The sequence below is a fragment of the Rufibacter roseus genome (assembly GCF_001647285.1).
Classification (GTDB): Bacteria; Bacteroidota; Bacteroidia; order Cytophagales; family Hymenobacteraceae; genus Nibribacter; species Nibribacter roseus.
Window position 1 is genome coordinate 20173 of the sequence record NZ_LRML01000025.1, and the last position, 12366, is coordinate 32538.

12 protein-coding genes are annotated in these 12366 nt (G+C 42.7%); 7 read left to right on the forward strand and 5 right to left on the reverse strand.

The window, feature by feature from the left end; all coding sequences use genetic code 11:
* Nucleotides 1–165 precede the first annotated feature (165 nt).
* Nucleotides 166–384: a cold-shock protein gene (locus A8O23_RS20700; RefSeq protein ID WP_239693469.1), complete on the reverse strand. Its 219-nt coding sequence runs from the start codon at nucleotides 382–384 to the stop codon at nucleotides 166–168.
* A 736-nt stretch (nucleotides 385–1120) separates the two neighbouring features.
* On the opposite strand from A8O23_RS20700, the gene A8O23_RS20705 reads away from it, so the two are divergent.
* From A8O23_RS20705 to A8O23_RS20720, 4 genes are all read left to right on the forward strand, one after another.
* Entirely contained in the window at nucleotides 1121–1312 is a 192-nt protein-coding gene (locus A8O23_RS20705; RefSeq protein ID WP_066625909.1) for a cold-shock protein, read from the forward strand.
* A 244-nt stretch (nucleotides 1313–1556) separates the two neighbouring features.
* On the forward strand, nucleotides 1557–1748 hold the full coding sequence (locus tag A8O23_RS20710; RefSeq protein ID WP_066625912.1) for a cold-shock protein: 192 nt from the start codon (nucleotides 1557–1559) through the stop codon (nucleotides 1746–1748).
* Between the two features lie 513 nt (nucleotides 1749–2261).
* Entirely contained in the window at nucleotides 2262–3356 is a 1095-nt protein-coding gene (locus A8O23_RS20715) for a 3-oxoacyl-ACP synthase III family protein (protein WP_066625914.1), read from the forward strand.
* Nucleotides 3357–3469: 113 nt separating this feature from the next.
* Complete coding sequence (locus tag A8O23_RS20720) at nucleotides 3470–4615, forward strand: FAD-dependent monooxygenase (protein ID WP_066625917.1); 1146 nt, start codon at nucleotides 3470–3472, stop codon at nucleotides 4613–4615.
* Between the two features lie 152 nt (nucleotides 4616–4767).
* Here the strand turns inward: A8O23_RS20720 and A8O23_RS20725 are convergent, their stop codons facing one another.
* Nucleotides 4768–5718, reverse strand: a complete 951-nt coding sequence (locus A8O23_RS20725; protein ID WP_066625920.1) for an aldo/keto reductase — start codon at nucleotides 5716–5718, stop codon at nucleotides 4768–4770.
* 178 nt (nucleotides 5719–5896) lie between these two features.
* Nucleotides 5897–6529 (reverse strand): NAD(P)H-dependent oxidoreductase, encoded by a 633-nt coding sequence (locus A8O23_RS20730; RefSeq protein ID WP_066625923.1) that lies wholly within the window; start codon nucleotides 6527–6529, stop codon nucleotides 5897–5899.
* A 117-nt stretch (nucleotides 6530–6646) separates the two neighbouring features.
* Between A8O23_RS20730 and A8O23_RS20735 the strand changes: the two genes are divergently transcribed.
* Entirely contained in the window at nucleotides 6647–7036 is a 390-nt protein-coding gene (locus A8O23_RS20735) for a winged helix-turn-helix transcriptional regulator (protein WP_082883200.1), read from the forward strand.
* Between the two features lie 306 nt (nucleotides 7037–7342).
* Here A8O23_RS20735 and A8O23_RS20740 read toward each other — a convergent pair whose 3' ends face one another.
* A complete protein-coding gene (locus A8O23_RS20740) occupies nucleotides 7343–8878 on the reverse strand; it encodes a SulP family inorganic anion transporter (protein WP_066625926.1) in 1536 nt (511 codons plus the stop codon).
* A 512-nt stretch (nucleotides 8879–9390) separates the two neighbouring features.
* Here A8O23_RS20740 and A8O23_RS20745 point away from each other — a divergent pair.
* Complete coding sequence (locus A8O23_RS20745; protein ID WP_066625930.1) at nucleotides 9391–10545, forward strand: sigma-54-dependent transcriptional regulator; 1155 nt, start codon at nucleotides 9391–9393, stop codon at nucleotides 10543–10545.
* A gap of 132 nt (nucleotides 10546–10677) precedes the next feature.
* Here the strand turns inward: A8O23_RS20745 and A8O23_RS20750 are convergent, their stop codons facing one another.
* Complete coding sequence (locus A8O23_RS20750) at nucleotides 10678–11520, reverse strand: acyl-CoA synthetase family protein (RefSeq protein ID WP_317039560.1); 843 nt, start codon at nucleotides 11518–11520, stop codon at nucleotides 10678–10680.
* Nucleotides 11521–11749: 229 nt separating this feature from the next.
* Here A8O23_RS20750 and A8O23_RS20755 point away from each other — a divergent pair, with 229 nt between their 5' ends.
* Nucleotides 11750–12298 carry a hypothetical protein gene (locus tag A8O23_RS20755; protein WP_066625933.1) on the forward strand — a complete coding sequence of 183 codons (549 nt, stop codon included), beginning with the start codon at nucleotides 11750–11752 and terminating at the stop codon, nucleotides 12296–12298.
* The last annotated feature ends 68 nt before the right edge of the window (nucleotides 12299–12366 follow it).

Consider the following 12366-nt stretch of genomic DNA (forward strand, 5'->3'; position numbering starts at 1 on the left):
GAGCCAGACAGAATACTTCTTCCTGTTTGTGCCAACTTGAAACGTATGAAATAGAAAAGAAGGCAGCTGATAGGTAATACAGCTAGAAAGGCTGAAGCAGCTGAGGGTCTGCAGAAGAGCAGACCTTTCAGCAACTGCAAAGGTGTAGGATACCCAGAGGTGGAGTTATTCCCAGTATTTTTTATTGAGCCTTGGATTAGGAGCAGCCGTTTTAGGCTCCTCTTTCTTTTTGATAGGAGGCGTAGAGCTGAAGTTTCCGTTTTCATCAACATACATGAGCATGTCTTCTAATTTTCCTCCTTGAGAGCTTTCTTGGCGCTCTTGTTTACGCTCTGCCTTTTCTTGTTTTTTCTTCAGCCGTTTCTGTTCCAGCTGCTTTTTCATGAAACTGTTTTGTGATCTTGCCATAGTAATGGGTAAAGTGAAACATACTGCATTGGCTCATATGCCAAACCTGAATTAACGCGCGCATGCACGGCGAAACAGGTAATAAAGCAGTTTTTGACTCGGCTTTCGCCGTACTGATTTGATTGATAGGAAATCTTTACATCTCCCTTAGACAGAAACTGACGTATAATCAGTTCCACAAAAGAACATCTCTTTGCTTTAAACCTTTACTGCGGAAAGCACCTGGTGCAACACCCGCCCAATTTATGAATGAGCTAAGTCTATGGTTCGCAAAGAGTCAAGACTATCCAGACTTAAATTCACTTATATAAGAGGAAAATAAGAACAGTGGATAAATATTGCTTTCTAATACAAAAGTAATCAATTTTTACGGCTTTACCTAAATAAAGCTGCACCAACCACTGCTCTATTATATAATTAGTCGTGTTGGAAGCCTTGAGACTTTGTTTTAGAAGAATATACAACATTCATCATCTCCTCTTTTGTTCCTGTTTCAGCAGAAGTTGTGGAGCTTAATTTTTTACTTTCTGAGATTCTAGCAGGTTATTGATTTCATTGAAATATTAGCCCTTGAACTTACAAAAACAAATACATGCTTTAGACCATCAAGAGCCACTTTTTTGTACTTCAAATAAATTTTATTTTACTTTTTCTAGGATGCCATGAACTATTACCTACCTTTGAGAGTATTAAGTAGTATAATAACAATCATATGAATCAAGGAACAGTAAAATTTTTCAACGACTCTAAAGGGTTCGGCTTTATCAAGGATGACAATTCAAATCAAGAGTACTTCGTACACGTATCTGGATTAGTTGACGAAATCAGAGAAAACGACGAAGTAGTATTTGATCTTCAAGAAGGAAGAAAAGGACTTAACGCCGTTAACGTAAAACGCGCTTAGTCTTTCGCTATAAAGACAAATTGCTTCAAAAGCCTCTCCCACCGGAGAGGCTTTTTTTGTGTCCGTGTTTTTCTATGTTTTAGAAAAAACAGGCTTAAAAGAGCTGTAAAAGCTGTTATAAGTCAATTATAAATGTAACTACACTTGTTCTCTGATATTGATTCTTAAAACTAATTATATAAAAAGCAGGTAAGTTTGAACGTTTTCGTTAGCTTTAGCGTAGTGAAAGTATAATAATCAAATTATGAACACAGGAACAGTAAAATTCTTTAACACCGAAAAAGGCTTCGGTTTTATTAAAGACAACAACACAAACGAAGAGTACTTCGTGCACGTAACAGGTCTCGTTGACGAAGTCAGAGAGAACGATGAAGTTACTTTTGATCTTAAAGAAGGCAGAAAAGGACTTAATGCCGTTAACGTTAAACGCGCTTAGTCTTTCTCCATAAAGACATTCTAGTACAAAAGCCTCTCCACCTGGAGAGGCTTTTTTTATGGTTACCCTTCAGTTAAGTCTAATAGTTGCCTAGCATATACCATAATAAATTTTTAGGCGTTCAGTCTTGAGTTGTACCTTTGGGGTGCAAAGGCATATTTTGTATCTTCATGCACCTAACGTAAAGGTGACTTTTTTGAAACACAAATGGTATGGCAAACTGGAAGAAAGCTTTAAAACGAATGGGGGTTGCAGGATTCATGTTTTTCCTGATCAAAGGATTAATCTGGATCTTCATTTTTCTTGGCGGTGCCAAACTAATTTTTGACTAATTAGTCAGCACTTTTATATCCGCCACCTAAAGGCAGCATACCCATTAATCCCGTTGCCTAGTTTTAATCCTTTATTTTTTTCTATTATCTCCCCCATCAGAATTTCCTGCAACACATCAACAGAATCTGATTTTCTTACCACGCCCTTTTTGAACTATGGGCAATTATATAAATTTGGGGCATGTCTAGTAAAATAATCTCTTCGGTAATAGCCGGATCAGGATCATTCATACCTGAAAACATCATAGATAACTCTGCTTTTTTGGGTCACACGTTTCTTGATGCCTCTGGTCAGGAAATGGATAGCCCCAATGAAACTATCATTCGTAAATTTCACCAAATAACAGGCATACGCGAAAGACGCTACGCCGATGATAACATGGTAGCCTCTGACCTAGGGTTCGGAGCCGCCAAGAATGCCCTGCAGAATGCAGATGTAGACCCTGAAACACTGGATTACATTATAGTAGCTCACAATTTCGGTGATGTTAAGTTGAACAGCCGCAGGGTAGACATGATGCCTCCGCTGGCCTCAAGAATAAAGCACAGACTACAAATTGCCAATCCATACTGTGTTGCCTATGATCTACCCTTTGGTTGCCCCGGCTGGTTACAGGGTGTAATTCAGGCGCACTACTACCTGCAATCTGGTGATGCTAAAAGAGTTTTAGTTATAGGAACTGAAACGCTTTCCAGAGTGACTGATCCGCATGACCGTGACAGTATGATTTATTCTGACGGGGCTGGCGCTGTGGTGTTGGAAGCCAGAGAAACAGAGGCTAAAGTGGGAGTGCTGAGTCATCTTACCGTTTCAGATACTATTGTTCAGGCTCAGTGGCTTCACTCCTCTCCTTCTTACAACCAAGACCTGGACCAGACAGACCTTTACATTAAAATGGATGGCCGCAAAATCTATGAATACGCCATTACCAGGGTTCCGCAATTAGTAAAAGACTGTATTACAAAAGCAGAACTTACCCTTACTGACATTAAGAAGGTACTCATTCACCAGGCAAACGAAAAAATGGATGAGGCTATGCTGGACCGTTTGTTCAAGCTTTATGGTATGGGAGCTAAAGATATTCCTTCTGATATCATGCCTATGACCATCAATACATTAGGTAACAACTCAGTAGCAACTTTGCCCATTCTGTACGACCTTATTGAGCGCGGCCAATTAGGAGAGCATAGTTTAGAACCAAATTATGATGTAGTTTTTACCTCTGTGGGTGCAGGTATGAACGCCAATGCGGTAGTATATCGGGTGCCTTCTTAAACCTATGTAAGAAGCCTTCGGTTTTACCGTTTTTGTGTTTTAGGTTTGTTTTCGGAAAAATAGACCTAAAATACAAAGAACGGTAGTCAATTTAATTACTGCTGGAAGAAACAATGGTAGATGTGAACATTGGGATTATTGGAGGAGGAATTGCAGGTTTATCAACTGCTATTGCTTTGCAGAAAATTGGATTGTCTACTACCATATTTGATGCAGCACCTAAATTTGAACCGGTTGGCGCAGGGCTGGCTCTAGCTGCAAATGCCATTAAAGGATTTCTGCGGCTAGGTATAGCAGAGGAAGTTATTTCTAAGGGCAACTGCTTAAATGGTTTCCATATTTTTGACGCGAACGGAAAACTGATTAACCGCACCGACAGCCGGGCCATGAGCCAGAAATATGGGCTGGATAATTTTGTGATTCACCGCGCCAGTCTGCACCAAGTTTTAGTAGCCCAACTGCCCCAGAATTCAATGAGAGCAGAAAAAAAAGCAATACGGGCTGATCAAACCGCCAAAGGAGTAACCGTACATTTTCAGGATAACACCTCTGCCACTTTTGATTATGTAATTGTAGCAGACGGTATCAACTCTCTTTTGCGGCAGCAACTCCTCCCCTCATCAAAGCCCAGGTATGCCGGTTATACTTGCTGGCGCGGGGTAATTGACAATCCTGGACATCAGGCTCAGTACGCCTCAGAAACATGGGGAAGGGCTGGCAGAGTGGGTTGGACGCCGCTCGCAGATAATAAGATTTACTGGTTTGCCTGTGTCAATTCACCTCAAAACAACCCAAAGATGAAAGCGATGGAAGCCGAAGACCTGCAGCGACATTTCCACGGGTATCATTCTCCCATCTCAAGCTTATTTGCCCACACCAAACCTGACCAACTGCTGTGGCATGACATCTATGACCTGAAGCCTATTCAGAACTTTGCTTTTCAAAATATACTGTTCATAGGTGATGCCGCCCACGCCACCACGCCAAATATGGGGCAAGGTGCCTGCCAGGCCGTAGAAGACGCCGTAGTTTTCGCCGATGAACTTCAAAAAGACTTTGACTTTCCCGCCGCGGCGCAGCGCTTTGAACAACGGCGTATTCCCCGTACCCACTGGATCACACGTCAGTCGCGGTTTTTAGGAGAGGTTGCCCAGTCTTCCAATCCATTCTTTATTTCCCTGCGCAATTTTGGTCTCCGTAACCTGCCCAATTGGGTGAATGAGAAGCAGCTGGAAAAAGTATATTCCGTAGATTTTTAAAACTGCTGCAGTAAAATTTCCTTATTAGGATAGATAAATTCTGCAACGGCAAGTTCTCCTGTTTTGGAGCTGTTTTCTGAAAAACGGGCAAAAAAGAACATCATTGATATACTTCAATGAGGTTCTTTTATTATCTGAAAAACAAAATGAAGTTAGTAGGCGCTTGCAAAGTTTAATTTCTCTACATCTTCGGAGCTCAGCTCCAGGTTTGCGGCCTTAATTAAATCATCTAGCTGCTCTAAACTGGTGGCACTGGCTATGGGTGCCGTAATGCTCTCCCGAGCCATGAGCCAAGCCAAAGATACCTGCGCCGGGTTTGAATTATGCTGTTCTGCTACTTCATCAAGAGCATTTAAAATACGGAAGCCCCGTTCGTTCATGAAATTTTTCATGCCACCACCTCTTGGGCTCTTACCCAAGTCTGCCTCTGAGCGGTATTTACCAGTCAAGAAGCCACTGGCTAAGGCGTAATAGCAAACGACACCTATTCCCTCTTGCAGGCACAATGGCTCCAGATTCTGCTCAAATCCCTCGCGGTTGTACAGATTGTATTCAGGCTGCAGGCTCTGGTAGATAGGCAAATTGTGTTGCCGACTCACTTCCAAAGACTTTTTTAGTCTTTCAGCAGAAATGTTTGACGCCCCTATTACTCTTATTTTACCCTGTTCTATCAGGCGGCTGTAAGCTTCCAGAACTTCTTCAAAAGAAGTACTCTCATCATCTACATGAGATTGGTACAGGTCAATGTAATCTGTCTGCAGTCTGCGAAGTGAGTCTTCTACTGCCCGGAAAATATAGTCCTTCTTTAACCCTTTCTTTTCAGGTGTTATCTCCCAACCCACTTTGGTAGCTATGGTCACTTTGTCTCGGTTACCTCTGTTCTTTATCCAGTTGCCAATGATGGTTTCTGACTCACCTCCGCTATTGCCGGGCACCCAAACAGAATAGGCATCTGCTGTGTCAATAAAATTAAAGCCTGCGCCTACAAAGGCATCTAACAATTGAAAGGAAGTCGATTCATCTACGGTCCAGCCAAATACATTTCCACCAAAGGCCAAAGGAGCTAATTCTAAGCTGGAATTACCAAGAGTTCTTTTTTTCATAGTTTAAGATTTTTGTACTTAAAAAGAAGTGCAGTTATAATAACAAGCCTTCAGGTTGTACGGGTGTCAATAAAATGGTTCGTGCTGTCAAACCTTTATTAGTAAAAAGCTATACACCTGTTTTAAGGCTGATTTTCAAAAAACAGCCTTAAAACAGGATTACCTAATAAAATAACCGCTACGCTACTGTAATGAAGAAGCTTTCTTTACTGCGACGCACTTTTTTAGCTTTTGCCAAATAATCAGCATTTTCATCGCGGTAACCAAGGGCGAGCAGCGCTACTGAGCGCAATCCTTTTTCTTTTAGACCCAGCAGTTCATCTAAGGCGGCTGGGTTAAATCCTTCCATTGGCGTTGAGTCTACTCTTTCAGCAGAGGCCGCCACCAAACCTGTTCCTAAAGCAATGTAAGCCTGACGGGCTGCCCACTGGAAGTTCTCCTCGGCAGTGCGGCTCTTAATCATATTCTTGATGCTTTGAGAGAAACTTTCCAAAGTATCTAATCCCACACCCCGCTCAGAGGCAATGTTTTGAATATAATTATCTACCTGTTCCTCACAAAGAGGATCCCAGGCGGCGAAAATCAAAAGATGTGACCCTTCTACAATTTGTGGCTGGTTGAAGGCAGCTGGTTGAATTTTTTTACGTGTTTCAAAGTCTTCAACCACTATCACGTTGTATGGCTGAAACCCCATAGAGGAGGCTGATAATCTGATGGCCTCTAAAATGTTGTCTAGTTTAGCTTGCGGCACAAGCTCGCCATTCATACGTTTGGTGGCATAGCGCCAGTTCAAGTCTTCGAGTAATTTCATAGAAATATATGTTTATACGTTAATTGTATAAACAAATTTACGTAACTTTGGTTTCAGTTAGATACTGATTTACGAATGTATACTAGTATCCTAAAAGAAATCATTAGCTTTATGCCTATGGAAACCTTGTTGAAAAACCCAATGGAGGCCGCCATTAAAAATGAGACAGGCCCCTGCATTACCCATATTCTCCCTATTAGGGACGCTCTGGACATATTGAGTGGCAAATGGAAAATTCCGATCATTGTAGCCTTGTGTGTGCACAAGCGACGTTTCAAAGAGCTACACCGTGACGTGACTGGCATCACGGCTAAGATGTTGTCAAAAGAGTTGAAAGAACTGGAAGTAAATAAATTAGTGAAGCGTACCGTGCATGATACTTCACCAGTTACGGTAGAATACTCTATCACTGAGTACGGCCATAGCCTTTGGCCTGTCATTCGGGAGTTACGAGATTGGGGACTGAAACACCGTGATAAAATTATTTATCATCCTGAAGAAGCTTAATACTTCTCCTGTTTTCAAGAAAGAAGATTTTCTTACTAAACAAATAAGAAGGTGTATGATTACAGACTGCTGCAGTTAGCAATAGTCTCTGATTGTACACCTTCTTATTAATACTGAAACCGCAGGATAACAAGCTGTTTATACACTCGCAAGTGTTGCTTCCCTGTAGTAACAACTACCCTGCTATTTCTACAGCCTTCGCCATTCATTTCTTTACAGAACAAATTGTTATTCCATTTATAAAAAGAAACCCTGCTGCGAGGCCTCCGCAGCAGGGTTTCTTTTTACAGAGCCGTTTCTCCAGCTTTAGTATTTATCATTCTGGCGCTGTGCAGTTGGCTCCAGAATATTGACATCAATAATGGCGTGAGCATTGAGTAGTTTCCGGTGGCTACTGTTGCTTAAGTTTCTTAAGTGCAGCTTTTTGCCCTGCTTGTGGTAACGCTCCGTCAGTACATTAATGGCCTCTATCGCTGACATGTCTGCCACCCTACTTTCTTTAAAATCAAGGATCACTTCCTCAGGGTCATTAAGTACATCAAATTTCTCATGGAAAGCAGTTACTGAACCAAAGAAGAGCGGCCCAAACAATTCATAATGTTTTACGCCCTGCTCATCTATGTACTTTCTAGCTCTGATGCGGCGCGCACTTTCCCAGGCAAACACTAACGCAGAGATAATTACCCCCACCAGTACCGCCAGTGCCAAGTTATGCAATAGCACCGTTATGGCTGCCACCAATATACCTACCAACACATCAGACCAAGGCATTTTACCAATCAGTTTGAAGCTAATCCACTCAAAAGTACCCACAGCCACCATGATCATTACGCCGGTTAAGGCTGCCATGGGCACTCTCTCAATGAGTGGCCCAGCAAACATGATAAATATTAATAAGGTGACGGCTGCCACAATACCCGATAAACGAGCCCTAGCGCCGGAAGAAATGTTGATGAGGCTTTGGCCAATCATGGCGCAGCCACCCATACCGTAGAAAAGTCCGCTTAAAATGTTGGCGCCGCCTTGTGCAAGTGATTCACGGTTTCCGTTACCACGGGTTTCTGTAATTTGGTCTATCAGGTTAAGAGTAAGAAGGCTTTCAATTAAACCCACACCCGCCATGATAGCGGCGTAGGGAAGTATAATCTGCAAAGTCTCCAAGGTAAACGGCACCTCCGGAATATGGAACGGAGGAAAACCTCCGCTAATAGAGGCAATATCACCAACAGTTCTAGTATCAATACCTAGACCCACCACAATACCAAACACTACTAATATAGCCACCAACGATGCCGGTACTGCCTTGGTCAGCTTAGGCAGAAATACAATGATGGCAATAGTCAGTGCCACCAAACCCAACATGGTGTAAAGCTGCTCACCTGTCATCCATACCTCTCCGCCATCTGAGGCTACTTTAAACTGCGTTAGCTGGGCCATGAAAATGACAATAGCCAAACCGTTTACAAACCCAAACATTACAGGGTGCGGTACCAAACGGATAAGCTTACCCAATTTTAATACACCTACTATTACCTGCATGATTCCAGCCAACACAACAGTGGCGAAAATATATTCAACCCCATGCGACTGGGCCAAGGCCACCAACACCACTGCCACGGCTCCTGTTGCTCCTGAAATCATACCGGGCCTGCCACCAAAAGCAGCCGTGACAAAACCCATTACAAAAGCGGCATATAACCCTACCAAGGGAGGTACTCCGGCTATAATAGAAAATGCGACGGCTTCTGGAATCATGGCCAAAGCCACCGTTAATCCAGCCATGATCTCAATCCGGTAATTAATGGTAGGGCTGAGATCAAAAATTCTGAGTACTTGTTTCATTGTTATTGAAATGTATAAGAAAAGGTATTCTTCAAATAGCCACAAAGGCAAGCTACGGCCGTTAATGAGGCTACACCTATGCTTGAAAATTAAAAGACGTTAAAAGAAAAAGTGCAGCACAAAATAGCTGCGTGTCCCGCAGGACAAGAGATTGGAAGGGGTAGGATAAGCCGAACGGCTTTACCGCTTTTACTTAAAACTCAATCTGGAGTATTTCCAGTAGATAAGGCAGTTGTCATCATTTCGGTTGCAAAGGTAACGGACATTTCTGAAAAAACGGCAACAATTATACTATTACCGTTGTCGCCACGTTAGCAGGCGTATTTAAAAGTTTCTAAATCATCTTTTCCTTTCAAGAAATATGTGTGGGTGCATTTGTTGTGATCAAGGGAAAGACTACTGTTTTAAAGCTGTTTTCTGAAAATCAGGGCAAAAACATCCTCTATCCTATTTCTCGCGTATTGCACGGAAATAATCACGAACTTTAGCCGTTCGACAAGAAAGGAAAACCCATGCCCAAAATACTGATTGTAGATGATGAGCGAAGCATCCGGTACACGCTCAAAGAAATACTAGAATACGAAAGCTATACTGTAGACGAAGCCGAAGACGGGGAAAAGGCCTTAGACATGCTTCAGAAAGCAAAGTACGATGTGGTGCTTTGCGATATAAAAATGCCTAAAATGGACGGCATGGAGCTGCTGGAACGAGCCATGATTCTGGTGCCTGACACTCCGTTTATTATGATTTCAGCCCACGGAACCATTGACACCGCCGTTGAGGCCACTAAAAAAGGAGCCTACGACTTTCTGGTGAAGCCACCGGATCTGAACCGATTGCTGGTGTCGGTGCGTAATGCCCTTGACAAAGCAACACTGGTGACTGAGACGAAAACGTTGAAGAAGAAGATCTCTAAAACGTTTGAAATGGTAGGCTCATCCCCTGCCCTTGGCAAGGTAAAATCTGCCATAGACAAAGTAGCCCCCACTGATGCCCGCGTGTTGATTACCGGTCCAAACGGAGCAGGTAAAGAATTGGTGGCAAGAGCACTGCACGAGCAAAGCAGCCGTGCCCAATCCCCAATGATTGAGGTAAACTGCGCAGCTATACCAAGCGAATTGATTGAAAGTGAGTTATTCGGGCATGAGAAAGGTTCTTTTACCTCAGCAGTAAAACAACGCATAGGTAAGTTTGAGCAAGCCAACGGAGGCACTCTGTTTCTTGATGAAATTGGCGACATGAGCTTATCAGCACAGGCCAAAGTACTAAGGGCCCTGCAGGAACATAAAATTACCCGCGTAGGGGGCGACAAAGACATTACCGTAGATGTGCGGGTGGTGGCCGCTACAAACAAAAATCTGCTGGAAGAAATTGAGGCGAAAAACTTCAGGGAAGATTTGTACCATAGGCTGAGCGTAATTCTAATTCACGTGCCCCCGCTAAACGAGCGCCGAGAAGACATTCCTGATCTGGTGAATAAATTTCTGCAAGACGTGGCCCGCGACTACGGCAACAAACCGAAAGCCATTACACCAGATGCTTTAAAATACCTTCAGGGCCTGGATTGGAGAGGAAATGTACGCGAGCTCCGAAACGTAGTAGAACGCCTTATTATCATGAGTGACGAGACTATCACAGAAGAAGATGCCCGCCAATACGCGAAGTAATGGTTGAGTTGAAAACAGAAATGCCTTGTTCTTTAATTAAAGAACAAGGCATTTCTGTTTTATGGCTACTTTTTCAAAAACAGGCCTAATACAATCAAATTTAGCTACTTCTTAAATCGCTGTTTTATGCCTCTACCCCACCATTAAGTTACACCCCCGCACATCTGAGTTATCGAATCGGCCCAGAACTTCAAAGGAGCCATCAGAGTAAAGTTTGCCCAGATCTTTTGTTTCTATGAAGGCACAGGAATCTATGTTGGCCAGATCAATTACGTTTATACCGCCAGAGCTAGAGACGGCGCTTACTGCTAATGGATCGTTCACATCACGTATTAAAATACGCAATGTTCTGGAGGGTTGAAATATGCCGAAGCCCTGAGAGTAAGCCTGTGACAACAATTCGGTCATTCCATACTCAGAATGAATAGCCGCTACGCCAAACGCTTTAGAAAGAATAGCGTGCAGTTCCTCGCGTATCATTTCCCGCCTGCGGCCTTTCATGCCACCAGTTTCAAAAAGAACAATTCCTTCTCCTTCTTCTGGACTGATTTCCTCAGCTAAATCTAATAAAGCATAAGTTACCCCAAAAAGATAAACCTTTTTGCCGGCAGCCTTGGCACTTTTTAAAGCTTCTCGCAGATCATTATGGTTATGCAGGTAAAATCCTTCTTCTGTTTGCCCGGTGGCTTTGATAAAATGATCTATCATCATCACCAAAGAAGAATCCCCTTGCTCTAGGTAAGACGGCAATAGCGCCAGCACCACACATCCGGCCAAAGGACCGTATGCATCTTCAAAAAGTAACTGGGCATGCTGCTTGTAAAAAGAAACATCAGCCACAAAATGACGGCTCCGGTTTTGCTGTGTGGTACCGCTGCTTTTGAAAATGGCTTGTGGCGTAAAAGCACGAGAAACCACCTCCTGACCTTTAAAAAACTCAATAGGCAGAAAAGGAATTTGCTCTAAACTCTGCACCTTATTTGGTTCACAACCCAAGTGGTGCAGGAATTTTTTTATATATTATATTATTCTGTGCCTGATACTGAAATAAGGCAAGCGCGGCATCCGAGAAGTTTTCTTGGGTGAGTAAGGCTAGATCAGATTTAAAAGAATTGTAGAAGGCCATTGAGCCAGAACTATTTTTATACAACAAAGTAAGCAGGTAAGCGTTAGGATTCGTAACTTAGGTGCAATTTCTTACACCATGAAACGTCAAAAACTACTAGTAATATTGGCTTTTGCCCTGTCGGCCCTGGGGTTGGAAAGCTGCTACCCTGAACCAGACTTTGATTTAACTCCTTCTATCACCTACAGAGGAGTAGAGCAATACACCAGACGAAATGCCCAAAACGCGCTTTTTGATTCTTTGGTATTGGTGGTGCGCTTTCAAGACGGTGACGGTAATTTAGGGCTTTCTGCCACGTTGCCTGAAGATGAAGCAGCACCGTTCAACCCTGGCTCAGAGTTTTACCATAATTTTTTAGTAAACATTTATAGAAAAGAAAATGGTGAATTTGTACCTATTAGGGTTGGCAACCAGGCCATCAACTACAATGGACGGTTCCCAAGAGTATCTACTGACACACGCGTTGAACCATTAGAGGGTGACATCAGGTTCAGCCTCAATATTTTCAGGAACAACGCCATCCGTCAAGGTGATGTAATCAAATTTGATATACAAATCATAGATAGGGCTTTGAACAAGAGCAACGTAGTAGAAACCTCTGAAATTGTCATGTTTTCAAAAGAATAGGCTTTAACAAGACATTACATATAAAAAGAGGCGGCACGTTTATTTACGTGCGCTCTTTTTATATGTAA